Origin of the sequence: Sphingomonas sp. KR3-1, from assembly GCF_040049295.1 — a bacterium.
Lineage (GTDB): Bacteria > Pseudomonadota > Alphaproteobacteria > Sphingomonadales > Sphingomonadaceae > Sphingomonas.
This window is the reverse complement of the sequence record NZ_JBDZDQ010000001.1, coordinates 1,348,715-1,367,319: the sequence shown is the minus strand read 5'-3', so window position 1 is coordinate 1,367,319 and position 18,605 is coordinate 1,348,715. Positions and strand designations below refer to the sequence as shown.

General features: G+C 68.2%; 18 protein-coding genes. 9 read left to right on the top strand and 9 right to left on the bottom strand.

The window, feature by feature from the left end; all coding sequences use genetic code 11:
• Positions 1 to 153 precede the first annotated feature (153 nt).
• The gene (locus tag ABLE38_RS06755; RefSeq protein ID WP_348973391.1) at positions 154 to 1,212 is read left to right on the top strand and encodes a mannose-1-phosphate guanylyltransferase/mannose-6-phosphate isomerase; all 1,059 of its coding nucleotides are present in this window, start codon (positions 154 to 156) and stop codon (positions 1,210 to 1,212) included.
• Here ABLE38_RS06755 and ABLE38_RS06750 read toward each other — a convergent pair.
• Positions 1,187 to 2,314 (bottom strand): sulfotransferase, encoded by a 1,128-nt coding sequence (locus ABLE38_RS06750; RefSeq protein ID WP_348973390.1) that lies wholly within the window; start codon positions 2,312 to 2,314, stop codon positions 1,187 to 1,189. The genes ABLE38_RS06755 and ABLE38_RS06750 overlap by 26 nt on opposite strands.
• A gap of 44 nt (positions 2,315 to 2,358) precedes the next feature.
• Here ABLE38_RS06750 and ABLE38_RS06745 point away from each other — a divergent pair, with 44 nt between their 5' ends.
• Entirely contained in the window at positions 2,359 to 2,946 is a 588-nt protein-coding gene (locus ABLE38_RS06745) for an aspartyl/asparaginyl beta-hydroxylase domain-containing protein (protein ID WP_348973389.1), read from the top strand.
• A 22-nt stretch (positions 2,947 to 2,968) separates the two neighbouring features.
• Here the strand turns inward: ABLE38_RS06745 and pepF are convergent, their stop codons facing one another.
• The 3 genes from pepF to groES all read right to left on the bottom strand — a co-directional run bounded on the left by pepF (position 2,969) and on the right by groES (position 7,331).
• Positions 2,969 to 4,828 (bottom strand): oligoendopeptidase F, encoded by a 1,860-nt coding sequence (gene pepF / locus ABLE38_RS06740; protein WP_348973388.1) that lies wholly within the window; start codon positions 4,826 to 4,828, stop codon positions 2,969 to 2,971.
• A gap of 490 nt (positions 4,829 to 5,318) precedes the next feature.
• The gene (gene groL, locus ABLE38_RS06735) at positions 5,319 to 6,956 is read right to left on the bottom strand and encodes a chaperonin GroEL (RefSeq protein ID WP_348973387.1); all 1,638 of its coding nucleotides are present in this window, start codon (positions 6,954 to 6,956) and stop codon (positions 5,319 to 5,321) included.
• Between the two features lie 87 nt (positions 6,957 to 7,043).
• A complete protein-coding gene (gene groES / locus ABLE38_RS06730) occupies positions 7,044 to 7,331 on the bottom strand; it encodes a co-chaperone GroES (RefSeq protein ID WP_348973386.1) in 288 nt (95 codons plus the stop codon).
• 389 nt (positions 7,332 to 7,720) lie between these two features.
• On the opposite strand from groES, the gene ABLE38_RS06725 reads away from it, so the two are divergent.
• The 5 genes from ABLE38_RS06725 (at position 7,721) to ABLE38_RS06705 (ending at position 13,124) form a co-directional block, all read left to right on the top strand.
• Complete coding sequence (locus ABLE38_RS06725; RefSeq protein WP_348973385.1) at positions 7,721 to 8,491, top strand: hypothetical protein; 771 nt, start codon at positions 7,721 to 7,723, stop codon at positions 8,489 to 8,491.
• Positions 8,492 to 8,557: 66 nt separating this feature from the next.
• Positions 8,558 to 10,135, top strand: a complete 1,578-nt coding sequence (locus ABLE38_RS06720) for a ShlB/FhaC/HecB family hemolysin secretion/activation protein (RefSeq protein WP_348973384.1) — start codon at positions 8,558 to 8,560, stop codon at positions 10,133 to 10,135.
• 96 nt (positions 10,136 to 10,231) lie between these two features.
• On the top strand, positions 10,232 to 12,124 hold the full coding sequence (gene sppA, locus ABLE38_RS06715) for a signal peptide peptidase SppA (RefSeq protein WP_348973383.1): 1,893 nt from the start codon (positions 10,232 to 10,234) through the stop codon (positions 12,122 to 12,124).
• Entirely contained in the window at positions 12,121 to 12,684 is a 564-nt protein-coding gene (locus ABLE38_RS06710) for an N-acetyltransferase family protein (RefSeq protein WP_348973382.1), read from the top strand. Before sppA ends, ABLE38_RS06710 begins: the two co-directional genes overlap by 4 nt.
• 53 nt (positions 12,685 to 12,737) lie before the next feature.
• On the top strand, positions 12,738 to 13,124 hold the full coding sequence (locus ABLE38_RS06705; protein WP_348973381.1) for a hypothetical protein: 387 nt from the start codon (positions 12,738 to 12,740) through the stop codon (positions 13,122 to 13,124).
• On the opposite strand, the gene ABLE38_RS06700 is transcribed toward ABLE38_RS06705, so the two are convergent.
• The gene (locus tag ABLE38_RS06700; protein ID WP_348973380.1) at positions 13,121 to 13,861 is read right to left on the bottom strand and encodes a hypothetical protein; all 741 of its coding nucleotides are present in this window, start codon (positions 13,859 to 13,861) and stop codon (positions 13,121 to 13,123) included. The two genes, ABLE38_RS06705 and ABLE38_RS06700, sit on opposite strands and share 4 nt — an antisense overlap.
• Positions 13,746 to 14,381: a TRIC cation channel family protein gene (locus ABLE38_RS06695; RefSeq protein ID WP_348973379.1), complete on the bottom strand. Its 636-nt coding sequence runs from the start codon at positions 14,379 to 14,381 to the stop codon at positions 13,746 to 13,748. The genes ABLE38_RS06700 and ABLE38_RS06695 overlap by 116 nt, the downstream gene beginning before the upstream one ends.
• 63 nt (positions 14,382 to 14,444) lie before the next feature.
• Between ABLE38_RS06695 and ABLE38_RS06690 the strand changes: the two genes are divergently transcribed.
• Both ABLE38_RS06690 and ABLE38_RS06685 read left to right on the top strand, forming a co-directional pair.
• Complete coding sequence (locus tag ABLE38_RS06690) at positions 14,445 to 15,110, top strand: YoaK family protein (protein WP_348973378.1); 666 nt, start codon at positions 14,445 to 14,447, stop codon at positions 15,108 to 15,110.
• Entirely contained in the window at positions 15,107 to 15,568 is a 462-nt protein-coding gene (locus ABLE38_RS06685) for a GFA family protein (protein ID WP_348973377.1), read from the top strand. Before ABLE38_RS06690 ends, ABLE38_RS06685 begins: the two co-directional genes overlap by 4 nt.
• On the opposite strand, the gene ABLE38_RS06680 is transcribed toward ABLE38_RS06685, so the two are convergent.
• From ABLE38_RS06680 to lpdA, 3 genes are all read right to left on the bottom strand, one after another.
• Positions 15,565 to 15,876, bottom strand: a complete 312-nt coding sequence (locus ABLE38_RS06680; protein WP_348973376.1) for a hypothetical protein — start codon at positions 15,874 to 15,876, stop codon at positions 15,565 to 15,567. The two genes, ABLE38_RS06685 and ABLE38_RS06680, sit on opposite strands and share 4 nt — an antisense overlap.
• Positions 15,877 to 16,899 (bottom strand): hypothetical protein, encoded by a 1,023-nt coding sequence (locus tag ABLE38_RS06675; protein ID WP_348973375.1) that lies wholly within the window; start codon positions 16,897 to 16,899, stop codon positions 15,877 to 15,879. It abuts the gene before it with no gap.
• A 188-nt stretch (positions 16,900 to 17,087) separates the two neighbouring features.
• Entirely contained in the window at positions 17,088 to 18,482 is a 1,395-nt protein-coding gene (gene lpdA / locus ABLE38_RS06670; RefSeq protein ID WP_348973374.1) for a dihydrolipoyl dehydrogenase, read from the bottom strand.
• Between the last annotated feature and the right edge of the window lie 123 nt (positions 18,483 to 18,605).

Genomic DNA, 18,605 nt, shown 5'->3' with positions numbered 1-18,605 from the left:
CTGTAGGGCACAAGTGTAAACAAATCCGACATGCCGCCCCGAAAGCATGAATTCCAAGAATCTGGAAGTCGCCACGCAACCGGGACCGCTTCCGCGTGTTTGACCGCAGGGGCAATTCGCCGCATTGCAATATTTCCAGGAGGTCCGAAGCGCATGCCGGATTCGAAGCCGATCGTTCCTGTCATCCTGTCGGGCGGATCAGGCACCCGACTCTGGCCGATGTCGCGGGCCGAGAAGCCCAAGCAGATGCTGTCGCTTACCGCCGAGCAGACCATGCTGCAGCTGACCGCGCAGCGCGCTTCGGGCGAGAAGTTCGGCCGGGCGATCGTCGTCGCCAATGCCGCGCATGCCGATATGGTCGAGGAGCAGCTCGGCGCAGTCGAGAGCTCGGCGCAGGCGCTGATCCTGGAGCCGATGGGCCGCAATACCGCACCGGCGATCGCGCTTGCCGCCATCGCCGCGGGCGGCAGCGCCGAGCCGCTGCTGGTGATGCCTTCCGACCATGTGATCACCGACGTCGAAGCGTTCCACGCCGCGATCCACACCGCGCTGCCGCTGGTCGAGGATGGCTGGCTGATCACCTTTGGCATCAACCCCGAAAGCCCCGAAACGGGCTATGGCTGGATCAAGATCGGCGAGGAGCTTGCGCCCGGAGTCAGCCGGGTCGAGCAGTTCGTCGAGAAGCCGCCGCGCGACAAGGCCGAGGCCATGCTCGCGGCGGGCGGTCACACCTGGAACGGCGGCATCTTTCTCTTCCGCGCCGATGCCTATCTGAACGCGCTGGCGAGCTATGCGCCGGAGATGCTCGAGGCGGCGCAGCAGGCGATGGCGAAGGGCCGTCGTGACGGCGCGCGGATCTGGCCCGACGCCGAGGCCTTTGCCGCCAGCCCTTCGGACTCGATCGACTATGCGGTGATGGAAAAGGCGCCGCGCGTCGCGGTGGTGCCGGTGACGATGGGCTGGAGCGATGTCGGCAGCTGGGACGCGCTCCACGCGATCAGCCACGCCGATGCCGGCGGCAACGTGGTGCGCGGCGATGCGGTGGTGATCGAATCGACCAACTGCCTGGTGCGCGCCGAAGGCGGCAAGCGCGTGGCGCTGGTCGGCGTCGAGGATCTGATCGTGGTGGCCTCGGGCGACGATATCCTCGTCCTGCCGCGCGGGCGCAGCCAGGAAGTGAAGAAGATCATCGAGGCAATGCAGAAGGGCTGAGGGCCGCAGGACCGAGTGCTGCGCGAACCTGCGATGCGGCGGCGCGGATCGCCGCATCCGCCTCGCGCTGCTTGGCATCGCGATCGGGGACGAAGCCGGTGTCGGGCGCCTTGGCGTTGCGTCCGGCCGCGGCCGCCATCGCGGCGCGCGCAGCATCGTCCGGCACGATCCCGAAATGCGGCAGGATGCGGGTGAAGAAGGCGTCCGGCAGCGCGGCATAGTCGACGACAAGGCCGCCATCGGGCGCATGCGCCATTGCCGGTTCGCAGATCCGGGCGAGTATCCGCGCGACGAACTCCGCCTCGGGCAGGGTGGCATCTTCCGGCGGCAGGCCGAACCAGTCGAGCGGGATCACCCCCGGCGCGGTATGCATGCCACGCATCCGCCGGTGCGAGACCAGGACTTCGACCGGATCGCGGTGCAGGAAGATCCAGGGGACTTCCGGGAAGGCGCGGCGCAGCAGCGGCAGCGCGCGGGTGTGCCAGGAATCCAGCTTGACGAAGAGCCGGTCGGCGCCGCGGCCCCAGGCGTGGACCAGTGCCTGCAGTGCTTCCACCTGGTAGCCGATATCCGCGAAGGGGGTGCGGACCAGCGCGTCGAGCGGCGGCGGCTCGGAGAGCGAGACTTGGCCGGGCGCGGCGCCGAGCATGCGCGAGACCAGCGTCGAGCCGCAGCGGGACATGTGGAAGACGAAGCCCGCCGGGGCGAAGCCGGGATCGCGCGGCGCGGCGATCAGCGTGTCGAGCGAGGTGCGCAGCCGCAGCAGCCGGTTGAGCGGGCGCACCGCGGCTTCCTGCACCGCTTCCTCGAAGAAGGGATGATTGGGTACCACGCCGGCGAAATGGAGCCATTCGATCGCGTTTTCTTGCACCATCTTCGCGGGCAGCCAGCCGAGCGGCGGCAACGCGTCGAGCAGATGCGGCTCGGCAACCGTGTCCTGGAGCATGGCTGGGCTGAGGCCGACGCCCTGCGCCGCCGCCCAGGCGCAGGCGCGCGCCTCGAAAATATCGGGCCGTATCGGTTCGGCGAGATACTGCGCCGCGGCCGGATCGGCCAGCACGGCGGCGCGGAAGGCGGCGAGGGCGGATTTGGCATTCGTCACGGGGTCGGATAAGCCTCGGCCGGGAAGGAGTGGGGCAGGCTAATATGGCGACCGCGCACGCACAATTGCCGATCCCGGATCGGGTCCGGCTGGCGATGCGCTTCGATCCGGCCCCGCTTGCCGCGGACCTCGTCGCCCTCGAGCGCGGCGACTGGACCGAGCATTTCGTCAAGCAGAATTACGACGGGGAGTGGAGCGCGCTCGCTCTGCGCGCCTCCGCCGAGGCCCGGCACCCGATCCAGATGATCTACTCCGCTCCCGGCGCCACCGAATTCGTCGATACCCCCTGGCGCGCCCGGATGCCCGCGCTCTCCGCGGTGATCGACGCCTTTGCGAGCCCGGTCCGCTCGGTGCGGCTGATGCGGCTCGCGCCGGGATCGGTGATCAAGCAGCACAGCGACCCCGACCTCGACGTTGCCGACGGCTTTGCGCGGATCCACGTTCCCGTCCTGACCAACGACCAGGTCGACTTCCGGCTCAACGGCACGCGGGTGACGATGGCGGCGGGCGAGACCTGGTATCTGCGCCTCGCCGATCCGCACAGCGTGGACAATCGCGGCGACACCGCGCGCGTCCACCTCGTGCTCGACATGGTCGCCGACGACTGGCTGCTGGCCCGGCTCGCAGGATGAGCGGGCCAGCAGCGTCGATGGGCTAGCCGATCAGCGCCTCGGCCTGGTCGAGCACGTTCTTGAAGTCGGCGATCAGCGCCTGATACGGTGCCGGGCTCGCCATATCGAGGCCGGCGCGCTTCAGGATCTCGGTCGGATAGTCCGAGCCGCCCGCCTTCAGCACCGACAGGTAATTGTCGCGCTCCTTCGCGCCGCCCCTCAGGATCGACTGCGCGAAGAAGGTCGCCGCAGAGATGCAGGTGGCGTACTGGTAGACGTAGAAGCTGTTGTAGAAGTGCGGGATATAGGCCCACTCGTTCCCATAGCTCGGCTCGAGGATCATGTTCGGCCCGTGATAGGTCCGCAGCAGGTCGAAATAGACCTTGGTGAACTTCTCGCCCGACAGGCCTTCGCCCGCCTCCGCCATGTCGTGCGCCTTGAGCTCGAACTCGGCGAACATCGTCTGGCGGTAGAAGGTGCCGCGATAATTCTCCATCTGCTGACCGAGATAGAAGAGCTTCTCCTCCTTGGTCTTGGCGTTCTTCAGCATGTGCGCCGCGAGCAGCTGCTCGTTGCAGGTCGAGGCGATCTCGGCGAGGAAGATCGGATAGTCCGACTTGTCGTAGACCTGCGTCGCATTGGCGAGCAGCGAGTGGAGCGCATGGCCCCATTCGTGCGCGAAGGTGGTCAGCCCATCATATTTGTCGCTCAGGTTGAGCAGCAGATAGGGGTGCACGTCATAGGCGCCGGGGTTCATATAGGCGCCCGGGCGCTTGCCCTCGCGGGGCCAGGGATCCATCCACTTCGCCGCGGTCGCCTTGGCGATGCGCGCCTGGTAGTCGGCGCCGAGCGGCTTCACCGCTTCCAGCGTGGTCGCGCGCATCTGCTCGAGCGTATAGGTGCGGTCGAGCGACACGAGCGGCGGATAGATGTCGTAATAGCCGAGGTCCGGCAGCTTGAGCATCTTGCGGCGCAGCTCGAAATAGCGGTGGAGCTGGGGCAGCCCCTTGTTCGCCTCGGCCACCAGCGTGCGATAGACGGCTTCCGGCACATTGTTGCCCGAAAGCGCGCGCGCCAGCGACGTCGGGTATTTGCGCGCCTTGGCATAGAAGATGTCGCCGCGCACCTTGGCGCCATAGGTCGCGCCGAACGAGCTCTTGAACTTGCCGTGCTCGCTCCAGAACGCGTCGAACACCGCCTTGCGGTCCTCGCGGTTGGGCGCGTCGCGGTTGAGCGTATAGCCCTGCGAATCGAGGCGGACCGACTTGCCGGTCGACAGCGTGATCGTCGGCCAGGGAATGTCGGACGAGCGCAGCTGGCCCGAGATCTCGCCCGGCGCGGCGAGCGGCGAGCCGGCGCTGGCGAGGATCGCCTCGCTCTCGGCGGAAAGCGTGTGCTGGGCCTCGCGCAGCGCATCGGCGAGCGCGAAGTCGAAGCGCGTGCGCAGCGTCTGGTTGGCGGCGAGATAGCTGTCGATCTTCGCCTTGCCGAGCGTCAGCAGCTCGGGCGAGAACCAGGAATTGGCTTCGCCGAACGCCGTGAACAGGTCGCGGGCCTGGGCGAGCCGCTCCTGGTTGGCGGAGACGCGGACGTCCTCGTCGCCCTTCAGGCTGACATAGGTGTAGATGCGGCCGAGCGTGCGGCCCAGATCGGATTGGAGGCTCATCGCCTCGGCCAGCACATCGGCGCTCTCGCCGAGCCGGCCCTTGTACCTGGCGAGACCGGGGATGGCGGCGAGCATCTGCTTGCGGGCGGCTTCCCAGGCGGCGTCGTTGGGATAGAGTTCGGTCAGGTCCCACATCGGCGTGGCCATCTTGGTCTCCTGTGCCCAGGCGGGCAGGGCGGCGGCTAGCGATGCGAGCGCGGCGGCGCCCAGCGCTTCGCGGCGAGTGAGTTCGGTCATTCGATCATTTCCCCGAGAACGCGCCTGTAGGCCCGGCGCTGCTATGGATGCGCCAATCTGTCGCGAATTCGGGATGTAGGAAAGCGGGATTATCGCCCTGTGCAGGCGATTTGGACAGGATTCAGCGCGCGCCCTTGGGAGTCACGATCCAGTCCCGCTTGGCGCGGCGCGTCATGTGGACGCCGCAATAGCGGCACCTGCTGACGTATTTTTCGTCCTCGCCGACGCGCTGGGCATGTTTCTCGGACCGTTCGTGCTTGCCGCCGAGGCACCGAATCCGCCCACCAATCCAACTGAACACGCGAGCCCCCTTATTTCGCTGCGTAGAGGGCTATGTCCGTATTGTTTCCAACCGGTCAACGGAGAATTCGCGTCACATCGACGCAAATGGGGACGCAAATGGGGACGCAAATGGGGACGCAAATGGGGACGCAAATGGAAAAGGCCGGGATCGCTCCCGGCCTTTCCTTTTGGCTTCAGGTGGAAGGACTTAGAAGTCCATCCCGCCCATGCCGCCGCCCGGCATCGCCGGCATGGCGGGCTTGTCTTCCGGCAGCTCGCTCACCGCCGCTTCGGTGGTGATGAGCAGGCCGGCGACCGAGGCCGCATCCTGGAGCGCGGTGCGGACGACCTTGGTCGGGTCGATCACGCCGGCGGTGACCAGGTTCTCGTACACATCGGTCGAGGCATTGAAGCCCAGCGACGAGTCGTTGCCGTCGATCAGCTTGCCCGCCACCACGGCGCCGTCGTGACCGGCATTCTGCGCGATCTGCTTGAGCGGCGCGGTGATCGCCTTGCGGATGATATCGATGCCGCGGGTCTGGTCGTCGTTGATGCCCTTCAGGCCGTCGAGCGCCTTGGTGGCATAGAGCAGCGCCGTGCCGCCGCCGGGGACGATGCCTTCTTCGACCGCCGCGCGGGTTGCGTGCAGCGCGTCGTCCACGCGGTCCTTGCGCTCCTTGACCTCGACCTCGGTGGCACCGCCGACCTTGATCACGGCCACGCCGCCGGCGAGCTTGGCGAGACGCTCCTGGAGCTTCTCACGGTCATAGTCGCTGGTGGTGACTTCGATCTGCTGGCGGATCGCCTCGGTGCGGCCCTTGATCGCATCGGCTTCACCGGCGCCATCGACGATGGTGGTGTTGTCCTTGTCGATCGTGACGCGCTTGGCGGTGCCGAGCATGCCCAGGGTGACGCTCTCGAGCTTGATGCCGAGATCTTCCGAGACGACTTCGCCCTTGGTGAGGACGGCGATGTCCTCGAGCATCGCCTTGCGGCGATCGCCGAAGCCCGGCGCCTTGACGGCCGCGACCTTGAGGCCGCCGCGCAGCTTGTTCACCACGAGCGTGGCCAGCGCCTCGCCCTCGATGTCCTCGGCGATGATCAGCAGCGGACGGCCCGACTGGACGACGGCTTCCAGGATCGGGAGCATCGCCTGCAGGTTCGACAGCTTCTTCTCGTGGATCAGGATGTACGGATCGGCGAGCTCGACCGACATCTTCTCCGGGTTGGTGATGAAGTAGGGCGACAGATAGCCGCGGTCGAACTGCATGCCCTCGACGACGTCGAGCTCGAAATCGAGACCCTTCGCCTCTTCGACGGTGATCACGCCTTCCTTGCCGACCTTCTCCATCGCCTCGGCGATCTTCTCGCCGACTTCCTTGTCGCCGTTCGCCGAGATGATGCCGACCTGGGCGACTTCAGCCGAGCCCGAGACGGGCTTGGAGCGCGCCTTGATGTCCTCGACGACCTTGAGGACGGCGAGATCGATGCCGCGCTTCAGGTCCATCGGGTTCATGCCGGCCGCGACCGACTTCATGCCCTCGCGGACGATCGCCTGGGCGAGCACGGTGGCGGTGGTGGTGCCGTCGCCCGCGGTGTCGTTCGCCTTGGAGGCGACTTCGCGGATCATCTGCGCGCCCATGTTCTCGAACTTGTCCTTGAGTTCGATTTCCTTGGCGACGGTGACGCCGTCCTTGGTGATGCGCGGGGCGCCGAAGCTCTTCTCGATGACCACGTTGCGGCCCTTCGGGCCCAGCGTGACCTTCACTGCGTCGGCGAGGATGTCGACGCCGCGCAGAATGCGTTCGCGGGCGTCGCGGCCGAACTTAACGTCCTTGGCTGCCATGGGGATTTACCTCTCAAAATTCGTTCAAAAGTCACAAAAGCCGCGACACTCATCGCGCATGCGCGCACGAGGATCGCGGAAACCGGATCAGCCGAGGATGCCGAGGATGTCCGATTCCTTCATGATCAGCAGGTCTTCGCCGTTGACCTTGACCTCGGTGCCCGACCACTTGCCGAACAGGATGCGGTCCCCGGCCTTGACGTCGAGCGGGGTGACCTCGCCCTTGTCGTTCTTGGCGCCCGAACCGACGGAGACGACTTCGCCTTCTTGCGGCTTTTCCTGGGCGGTGTCCGGGATGATGATGCCGCCGGCGGTCTTCGCCTCGGCTTCGACGCGACGAACGAGCACGCGATCGTGCAGCGGACGGAAGGTCATTGGTGGATCCTCACTTCAAGATTGATCTTGGATTGGCACTCGCTTGAGTCGAGTGCCAGCGGGCGGGATATGCGAAGCCTGCCCGCCCGCGTCAACCAGTGCGCGGCGTGCCGTTGCAAATTTAGGCGGCACCGTGCTCCAGGCAAGGTTCCCTGATTAAGCTTTCGTATACCACGAATATGAGCAACGTGCTGCAACAATATGTTCTTGAATAGATTTAGCCATCTACCAGTAAATACCTAAGTATATTGCTGTAGAGGAGTGGTGGCATGATTACCAATCATCGCCGGCTGGCCGGCATTGCACTTGCTTCATTCGGGATGTTGTCTCTCGCGGCATGCGAAAGTTCAGGAGGCTATCGGGTTGCATCCGTTGGCACTACGTCGGGCGTGACGGCCGATAGCGGATCGGGCACCGACGGCACGGGCGGCGGCAGCACGGCTACTGCCGACAATGGCAGCGGCGGCACGGGGAGCGGCGCGGGCAGCGGCAGCGGCAATCGCCTGGGCGGCAACCTGCTGGTCGCCTCGGGCAACGCCGTCATGGGTGCGGCCAATGCGCAGACCGGGCTGACTGCAGGTCTGGGCGTGCCGGCGGACGGCGTGGTGACCGGCACCGTCAATCGCGTGCTCGGCAGGACCGGGCAGACGCTCGTCTCGCTCGGCAACGGCAGCACGCTGCTGCTCGACGGCAAGGGCGGCAAGCTCGGCGACCTCGTCTCGATCGACCTGGGGCAAGGCAAGGTGGTAGGCGCGTCGTCGGCCAGCGCGTCGCCGCTGGTCGGGCTCAACGTGCTGGCGCGCAATCCCTCGACCGGGCAGCTTGCGACCGTGAGCGCGGCGACGGCCGGCAACCTGGCGAGCGTGACCGTGCCCAACGGCCAGGGCGGGCAGCTGCTCAACGTCGCGGTGCCGGGCAATCTCGGCAATACGGCCGGCGGCGCGGGCGGGCTGCTGAACGGCGTGACCGGCGCGACCAACGCCAACGCCAATGTCACCGGTGCGGCCACTACGGCGCTGGGCAATGTCAACGCGACGGTGAATGGTGTGGTCAATCCGCAGGGCGCGAGCGCCGGCGCCAATGCCAACACCAACCTTGTCGGCGGTACCGTCAACGCGGTTGGCGGGCTGGTCAACGGCCTGACCCCCAAGCCGCGCTGAACCTCGAGCCGGCCGCGTGCTGCCTGCGCGCGGCCGGTCTCCCGCACCCATTCCAGGAGCAATAGCATGTGGATCGCGCTCGCCGCGTTCGCAGGACAGGACGCGGGCGTCATCGTCGATCGCAACCGGATCGATCGCCCCCAGGCGCCGCGCGAGACGCTGGCGCCGCGGTCCACGCCCCGGCGCGGCGCGACCAGCGTGGCGGCGACTGGCACCGAGGTGCCGATCCAGGGCATCCGCTTCCAGGGCGCCCAGGCACCCGCGGCGGTGGCGGCCGCGGCGCGGCGCTTCATCGGGCGGCCGGGCAACAAGGACACGCTGCTCGAGCTCGCCGGCACGCTGTCGCGCGCCTATCAGCACACCGACGTCGCGCTCTACACGGTGGCGATCCCCGCCCAGGACACCTCGGGCGGCACGGTGACCGTGCTGCTCACCGAAGGGCGGATCGCCAGCGCTTCGCTGAAGGACGCCAAGGGGCGCAATCGCCTGCTGCGCGCGCGGATGGCGCCGATGCTCGATGAGGCCCCGCTCCGCCGCGCGACCTTCGAGCGGCAGGTCACGCTGATGCGGGCGATCCCCGGCCTGACCTTCACCAGCGATTTCGCCGATCCGAACGCCAGTGGCGCGCTGGCGCTGACGGTGACGCCGAAGCAGAAGCGCACCCGCTTCACCGCCGGCTTCTCCAATCGCGGTGTCACCCAGCTCGGCGACGGGCAGTTCGACGCGAAGGCGGAATTCTATGGGCTCGGCGTCGACGGCGACCAGCTGACCCTTGCTGCATCGGCATCGAGCGACTTCAAGCGCTATCGCTATGTCAGCGGCAGCTATGCCGTGCCGATCACCGCGAGCGGGCTGACGCTGACGACCAGCGGCGGTTATCTGGAGACGCGGCCGAAAGGCTATCCGGTGCTCGGCAAGGCCAAGCTTGCCGGCACGTCGCTCAGCTATCCGCTGCTCCGCGACTTTCACCGCAGCCTCGACCTGTCGCTGGGCGTGGACGGGCTCAACAGCGACAATGCCGCGTTCGGCGCGCTGATCGCCACCGAGCGGACGCGGGCGCTGCGCGGCGGCGCGGGCTTTTCGAGCACTTATGAGAAGCGCAGCATCTCGGTGGCGCTCTCCGCATCGCAGGGGCTGGACGTGCTCGGTGCGCGCACCGACCCGCTCTATGCCGATCCGCGCTTCCGCAAGGTCAACGGCTCGGCCTATCTGGCGCAGGCGATCGGCACGCACCTGGTCGTGCGTGCGCAGGCCGGCGGGCAATGGAGCCGCGACCTGCTGCCCGCGGCGGAGCGCTTCGCGGTGGGCGGCGACAATTACGGCCGCGCCTTCGACGTCGCCTTCCTGAGCGGCGATCGCGGCGCCGGCGCGCTGGGCGAGCTGGCGGTGCGCCCATTGAAGGGCAAGCGCTTCGGCACCAGCGAGATCTACACCTTTGTCGATCGCGCCTGGATCGGCATCGAGGGGCGCGGCGGCGTCACCGGACGCAGCGACTATGCGCTCGCCTCCGCCGGCTTCGGCACGCGGCTGCGCTGGCTCGACAAGGCGGAGATCGGGCTGGAGGCCGCGCACGTCATCGACGATCCCTATCCCGGCTATGACGAGGACTGGCGATTCTCGCTCGCCTGGCGGCTCTCGCTCTGAAACAAGGGGCTGTCTTGCTCGCCTAGTACAGGCGTTTACTCCCGCGTGGCGATCCTCTAGCAGGAAGGCCAGAATTCCTTCGCATGGGAGCGACACGTGAAGCTTGTCAAAGGCGCCTGGAAGATCCTGGTGGGGATCAAGGACTTTCTGGTCCTCGTCTTCATGCTGCTGTTCTTCACGATGCTGTTCGCAGCGCTCTCGGCCAAGCCCAACACGGCGAGCATCCGCGACGGCGCGCTGGTGGTGGCGCTCGACGGCACGCTGGTCGAGCAGCCCGAGGAAGTCGATCCGTGGAGCAAGGTCACCGGCAGCGACGCGGCGAAGCAGCAGCGGCTGCGCGACGTGGTGCGCGCGCTCGATGCGGCGAAGACCGATGACCGGGTGAAGGCCGTGGTGCTCGATCTCGACAGCTTCATGGGCGGCTATCCCGCCGCAGTGACCGAAGTCGCCAACGCGGTCGGCCGGGTGCGCGCCGGCGGCAAGCCGGTGCTCGCCTATGCCACCGCCTATACCGATGCCAGCTATGCGATCGCGTCCAACGCGACCGAGATCTGGGTGAACCCGCTGGGCGGCACGATGTTCACCGGCCCGGGCGGCACGCGGCTCTACTACAAGGGGCTGCTCGACAAGCTCGGCGTCAATGCGCACATCTACCGCGTCGGCAAGTTCAAGTCGGCGGTCGAGCCGTACATGCGCGGCGACATGTCGCCCGAGGCCAAGGAAGCCGAGCTGGCGATCTACCAGCCGATCCTCGCCCAGTGGCAGGCGCTGATCGCCAAGGCGCGGCCCAAGGCGCGCGTGGCGGAATATCTCGCCAAGCCCGCCGAAGTGGTGACGGCGGCGAAGGGTGACATCGCCAAGGCGAACCTGGCGATGGGCATCGTCGACAAGCTCGGCGACCGCATGGCGTTCGGCAAGCGCGTCGCCGAGATCGCCGGCGTGGCGAGCGGCAAGCCGGTGGGCAATTTCAACCGGATCAAGCTGGCCGATTATGTCGCCGCGCATCCGCTGCCGACCGGCGGCGACGCGATCGGCGTGATCACGATCGCCGGCGAGATCGTCGACGGCAAGGCGGGCCCGGGCAAGGCCGGCGGCGACACCGTCAGCGCGCTGCTGCTCAAGGGGCTGGCCGCGAAGAACCTGAAGGCGCTGGTGGTGCGCGTCGATTCGCCGGGCGGTTCGGCGCTGGCCTCCGAGCAGATCCGCCAGGCGATCCTGCAGGCCAAGGCGCAGGGGCTGCCGGTGGTGGTCTCGATGGGCAGCCTGGCCGCGAGCGGCGGCTATTGGGTGTCGATGGGCGGCGACACGATCTTCGCCGAGCCGAACACGATCACCGGATCGATCGGCATCTTCGGCGTGATCCCGACCTTCGAGAAGACGCTCGCCAAGATCGGCGTCGGTGCGGACGGCGTGAAGACCAGCCCGCTGAGCGGCCAGCCCGACATCTATGGCGGCACCAACGCCGAGACCGACACGCTGCTCCAGTCGGCGATCGAGGCAGGCTATGCGCGCTTCATCGGCGTCGTCTCGGCGGCGCGCAAGATCGCGCCCGAGAAGGTCAACGAGATCGCGCAGGGCCGCGTGTGGATCGGCGGGACGGCGCACCAGCTCGGCCTGGTCGACCGGTTCGGCGGGCTCGACGATGCGGTGGCCGAGGCGGCACGCCGCGCCAAGCTCGATCCGGCCAAGGTGCATGCGGTGTACCTCGAGAAGGCGCCGTCGGGCTGGGCGCAGTTCTTCGAGAGCCTGACCAACGACAAGGACGAGGATGGCGACTGGGCCGACCAGCCGGCGGGGGCGGACCTGTTCGCCCGCACCGCGATGGCGCAGCGCGCGCTGTTCGCCCAGGCGCTCGGCGATGCCCAGCGGCTCGCCAAGGGCGGCTCGGTGCAGGCGCGCTGCCTCGAATGCGGCGCGCTCGGCCCGGCGTCGCCCGATGTGGAGGATCGCAACCTGTACAGCCTGATCGCGGCGCGGCTCGGCCTGTGATCGCGATCCGCGCTGCCACGCCCGAGGATGCGGGCGCGATCGCGGCGATCTATGCGCCGCACGTGCTCACCGGCACCGCCTCGTTCGAGATCGAGCCGCCCGAAAAGGCGGAGATGCGCAAGCGGATGGCGGCGAGCGACGGGCTCTATCCGTGGATCGTCGCGACCACCGGCGACAGCACCGACGCCGGCGTGATCGGCTATGCCTATGCCGGCAAGTTCCGCGACCGTCCCGCCTATCGCTATGTCTGCGAGACCTCGATCTACCTGACCGACGCGTCGAGCGGGTCGGGGGTGGGGCGGCTGCTCTACGAAGCGCTGATCAACACGCTGCGGGCGCAGGGCTTCGTCCATGCGATCGGCACGATCACGCTGCCCAACGACCGCTCGATCCGGCTGCACGAGGCGGTCGGCTTCCGGCGCCAGGGCGTCTACCGCGAGGTCGGCTTCAAGCACGGCCAGTGGATCGATGTCGGCTTCTGGCAGGTCCAGCTCAACGAGCCGCGCGTGCCGCCGGCGGAGCCGCGCCGTTTCGCCGATATGGGGATTGTCCGGGATTGAGGCGCTCCCGCGGGGACGGCTAAAGGCGCCGCTCCCGTGGACAGGGGTTGCACATGCCGCATAGCGTCAACCACAGCATCACCGTCGATACCGCACGCAAGCTCGTCGACTTGCGGATCGGCGGGCTGGTCTCCGCCGAGGACGCGACCTGGATCGGCGAGGAGCTGCGCGCCGCGATCCGCGCGCTGGGCGAGGACATCGGCAAGCATGTCACGCTCTACGATGCCAGCGCCGTGCACGTGGTGCCGCAGGAGACCGTCGAGCTGATCAAGCACACGCTCGACAATCCTGCCGTCCGCCAGCTCTGGGCGCGCAAGATCGCCTTTGTGGTGACCACCGCGCTCGCCAAGCTGCAGGTGCAGCGCCTGCGCGAGGTGCGGCCCGATCTCGGCCTGTTCGAGGATCGCGAGAGCGCGATCGCCTGGCTGATGGAGCCCTAGGCTTCGGGCCGGGCCAGATCGGCGAGGCGGCGATCGGCCTCGGCAACGCTTTCATTGGTGCCTGCGAACAGATGATCGAGCGCGGCGTAGCGCGCCCTGGCATCCGCCCAATAGCCGCGCGCCGCGTCGCGCTCGCCCAGCGCCGTCGCCAGCAGCGCGACGCTGCGCAGCATGTTCGCCATCGCCAGCGGCGGAGTGTCGATATCGGCGCGGTACAGGTCGAGCGCTTCGTGCAGGACTGCCGTGGCGTTGGCCAACCGATCCTGCTTGAGAAACATCTCGCCGGCATGGCGAAGGGCATTGGCGAGGCCCAGCCCGTCTCCCGTGCGGCGATAGAGCGCGATCGCCTCGGTCTGGTCACGCAACGCCCAGTCGAGATCGCCGGCGTCGCGGGCGATCTGCGCCTGGCGGGTCAGCGCCCGGGCCTCGCCGGCCAGATCGGCTTCCGCGCGGAACGCCGTCAGCGCGGCGGCGAAGGCGGTGCGCGCCGCTTCCGGCTGCCCCTCCCGGCGGGCGGCCTCGCCCGTCGACAACAATTGCTGGCCGCGACTCGGATGCTCCATGGACGGAGCATGAGTCACATCCGACGGCGCCGCAATCGTCGACCTGGATCGGGCTGCGTCAGCGGCGCCCGCGATAGGCGGGCAGGCCGAGCTTCCAGACGATCGCCGCGGCGCGCAGGCTGAAGCCGGCGGCGGCGGCGAGCATCCCCGCTGCGAAGACGGGCAGTCCCGCATAGGTGAGCGCGACCTGGAGCGACGCGGTGAGCGCGGCGGCGGTGACGTAGAGCTCGGGGCGCATCAGGATCGAGGGCTCGTTGGCCAGCACGTCGCGGATGATGCCGCCGGCGCAGGCGGTGACCACGCCCATCACCGCGGCCGGCACCGGCGGGATGCCGAAGCTCAGCGCCTTGGCCGCGCCGAACGCGGCATAGGCGGCGAGGCCGAGCGCATCGAGCCAGGCAAAGGTCCTGTCGCTCCACCAGCGCTGCGGCGTCATCCAGATCAGCACCGCGACGCACAGGATCAGCGCCGCCACGGTGGCGTCGTGCACCCAGAAGACGGGCGCGCCGATCAGCAGGTCGCGGATCGTGCCGCCGCCCACGCCGGTGACGAGCGCGAAGAAGGCGGCGGTGACGAAGGTCTGCGCCCGGTGCGCGGCGGCGAGCGCGCCGGTGGCGGCGAACACGGCGATCCCGAACAGGTCGAGCCAGGGCAGGATCGGCCCGATGCGGGCGGCGGCGTCTACGGCATCCATGAAAGATGTTTCATGCGGAGAACGGCTTGCTGTCAAATGCGCGGCTGGGGCATGAGGACGGCCATGCAGCGTACCGAGTCCCCATTAATCGTCATCGCCATCTGCCTCGCCGCGCTTGCCGGCTTCGTCGATGCGCTCGCCTTCACCAGCCTGGGCGGCTTCTTCACCGCGTTCATGAGCGGCAACACGACGCGGCTGGGCGTCGGGCTGGGCGGCGACCTGCCGGGCGACGCAGCGACCGCGGCGGCGCTGGTGATGAGCTTCGTCAGCGGCGTGATCGTGGCGAGCGTGGTGACGCGCTGGCGTCAGACGCGCTTCCGCGAGAGCGTGATGGTCGTGGTGACCGCGCTGCTCGTCGCTGCGGCGACGCTGGCGAGCCTGGAGCCGGGGCCGATCGTGCTGATCTTCCTCGCCATGGCGATGGGCTGCGAGAACGGCATCCTCAACCGCGAGGGCGAAGTGACGGTGGGCGTCACCTACATGACCGGCTCGCTGGTCAAGATGGGGCAGAAGATGGCGGGCGCGCTGATGGGCGATCCTGATCGCTGGGGCTGGACGCTCTATCTGTTCCTCTGGCTCGGCTTCCTCGCCGGCGTGGTGATGGGGGCGGCGAGCCATGTCCGCTGGGGCTGGACCGCCTTGTGGCTGGCGCCGATCGCCAGCGCGGTGCTGACCTTCGCGCTGGTGCGCATCCGGCCCAAGCTGGCCGGGCCCTGGGCGGTCCGGTGACCGCGGGGCGCTGCACCTGCGGCGCGGTCTCCTACCGGATGACCGCCGCGCCGATGATCGTCCATTGCTGCCATTGCAGCTGGTGCCAGCGCGAGAGCGGCAGTGCCTTCGTGATGAACGCCGTGGTGGAAACCGCGGCGCTGGATGTGTCCGGCACGCCGGAGCTGGTGGAAACGCCCTCGGCGAGCGGCGCGGGGCAGACGATCGCGCGCTGCCCCGAGTGCCGCGTGGCGCTGTGGAGCCACTATCCCAATGCCGGGCGCAAGGCGGCTTTCGTGCGGGTCGGGACGCTCGCCGAGCCGAACGCATTCCCGCCCGACGTTCACGTCTACACGTCCACCCGGCAGGGCTGGGTGGCGCTGCCCGAAGGCGCGCCGGCATTTGAAGGCTTCTACAATCCCGCCGAGCTGTGGACGCCCGCGATGCGTGCGCGCTGGGCGGCGATGATGGCGTCCTAACCCAGCAGCGCGTCGAGCGACTGCAGCGCGGCCTCGGCGACATCAAGGGCGGCCAGGCGCGCATCGCTGGTGCCGGCGCTGGCAATCCCCCGCGACGCATTGTCGAGCGCGGCGATCACCGGATCGAAATCCGCCGACTCGCCGGGTGCGGCGTTCCAGGCATCGGTGCGGTGGCCGATCCGCGCGACGATGCCGAGCACGCCGAGCCAGCGGCTGCTGAGATCGGGCGGGAAGCCCGGATCGAAGCGGAAGGACAGCGTGTCCGACAGGCTGCCGAACGCACCCTGCAATTGGTCCCAGGTCGCCATTTATGCCCCCTTGATCGCCAGTATCAACGCGGTGAGCGCGTTGAACGCGGTGGTCAGCCGCTGCCGGGTGATGCGCGCCAGCTCGGCGCGATCCTTGTCGCTGAGCTTCGGATTGTCGCGCAGCACGTTCCGCAGATGCTCGTCGGCGGCCGACAGGTCGTCGAGCGCCGCGCCGATCGCATCGCCGAGCGAGGTGGCGGCGGACGTCTGCTTGCTGCGCGCATAATAGGTCGCGAGCGCCGCCTGGCGTGCCGATGGGCCCGGATGCCCGGTCAGCGTCTGCGCGAACAGGATCTTGGCGACGACCAGCCGCATGTTGTTGTCGGTCCGCCGGCCGATCTCCCAGCTCGCCAGGTGCCGGCGCAGCGTCGCGATCAGCTCGGTGCTGCCGCTGCTCGCCGCCAGCGCGCGCAGGCGATTGACCTGGTGCTGCTCATTGGCGAGCTGGCCGAGCAGCGTGATCAGCCCGTTCGCGGCCTTGCTGCGCGGATCGTCCTCGCCGGGGATCACCGGCTTGGCGCCGCTCAGCGCATCGATCAGCCCTTCGCCGGCCCGGGCCAGCGCGATCGCGCCGGCGATGTCCGCGGACGGATCGCCGCTCTTGTCGTCGACGATCGCGGTGATCGCGTCGCCATAGGCGCCGATCGCGTTGATCAGCGCGAAATCGGGATCGAGCCCGCGATCGATCGGGGCGAGATCGATCGGCGCCTGATAGGTTTCGGCGGAGGCGTCGCGGGCGCACAGCCAGCCTGCGGGGTCGCCGCCCTGCACGAAGGCGGCGTAATCGGGCTTGAGGCGGATATAGGCGCTGTCCGGCGCGCAGAGCCCATCAATGCCGATCAGATCGGAATTGAAGCTGTCGCGCGTCTCCTGGACGGTGCCGAGATAGGCGCGCGCGGCTGCGGTCGCGGTCTTGGCCTGGGCGGCGACGGTGCCGGCGACTTCGACCCGCAGTGCGTTCATTGCGCAGCCGGCCAGCGCGACCGGCAGGATCCAGATCGATATCCGCAACGCTGCTTTCATGTTCGTCCCCCCGGTTGGCGAGAAGGTGCACGAAATCGCAGGTGGGTCAAATGGAAGCCGGGCCGTTCCGGGTGTTCCGAGGGCGGAAGCGGCGCGGCAAAGCCGCGCCGTCGGTCGTCGCTTTGGCGCCGCCGGCCGATCTGATCGCGGCGAGGCCGCGCCGTAGCTTGCGCTACGGCTTGGCGCGATCAGATGTGGATCGGCTTGCCCTGGACCGCCATCGCGGCCTCCTTGAAGGCCTCCGAATGCGTCGGATGGGCGTGGCAGGTATAGGCGATATCCTCCGATGTCGCGCCGAACTCCATCGCCTGCGCCGCCTGGGCGATCATCGTGCCGGCGACCGAAGCGATCATCCACACGCCGAGCACGCGGTCCGACTTGGCGTCGGCGATCACCTTCACCCAGCCATCCGGCTCGTGGTTGGTCTTGGCGCGCGAATTGGCGATCATCGGGAACTTGCCCGTCTTGATCTCGCCGCGCTCCTTGGCCTGCTCCTCGGTGAGGCCGACGCCGGCGATCTCGGGCCAGGTGTAGACGACCGAGGGGATGACGTCGTGGTTCACGATGCCGGTGAGGCCGGCGATGTTCTCGGCAACCGCGATGCCTTCATCCTCGGCCTTGTGCGCGAGCATCGGGCCGGGGACGACGTCACCGATCGCCCAGATGCCGGGGACCGTGGTGCGGAAGTCGTGGTCGATCTCGATCTGGCCGCGCGGGTTGGTCGACAGGCCCGCGGCCTCGAGGCCGAGGCCCGAGGTGTTGGCGCGGCGGCCGATCGAGACCAGCACCGCGTCGGCTTCGAGCGTCTCGGCAGCGCCGCCGGCGGACGGCTCGAGCGTGAGCGTGGCCTTGTCGCCATTGACGGTCACGCCGGTGACCTTGGTGCTGAGCTTGAGCTCCATGCCCTGCTTCTTGAACAGCTTGCCCGCTTCCTTGCGGACTTCGCCGTCCATGCCCGGGAGCAGCTGGTCGAGGAATTCGACCACGGTGACCTTGGCGCCGACGCGGCGCCACACCGAGCCGAGCTCGAGGCCGATCACGCCGCCGCCGATGACGACGAGGTGCTGCGGGACCTTGGGCAGCTCCAGCGCGCCGGTCGAATCGACAACGACCTTCTGGTCGATCTCGACGCCGGGCAGCGGGGTGACCGAGGAGCCGGTGGCGATGACGATGTTCTTGGCGCGGACCTCACGGTCGCCGACCTTGACGCTGTCTTTGCCGGTGAAGGTGGCATGGCCCTTGAGCCATTCGACCTTGTTCTTCTTGAACAGGAACTCGATGCCGCCGGTCAGGCCCTTGACCGCGTCGATGCGCTGCGCGTGCATCGCGTCGAGGTCGAGCTCGACCGTCGGGGTCTTGATGCCGAGCTTGGCGAGCTTGCCGCTGGCGGCTTCCTCATAGAGCTCGGAGGCGTGGAGCAGCGCCTTGGAGGGGATGCAGCCGACATTGAGGCAGGTGCCGCCCAGCGTCGCGCGGCTCTCGGCGCACGCGGTCTTGAGGCCCAGCTGTGCGGCGCGGATCGCCGCGACATAGCCGCCGGGGCCCGAACCGATCACCAGCACGTCGAAATCATAGTCGGCCATTTTTCTTCTCTTCCTTGTTCCCCGGCGAACGCCGGGGCCCAGTATCGAGACGAATGTGGTGCGCGTCTCGGGTCGTTACAAATTGCGCCGCAACTGGGCCCCGGCTTACGCCGGGGAACAGTC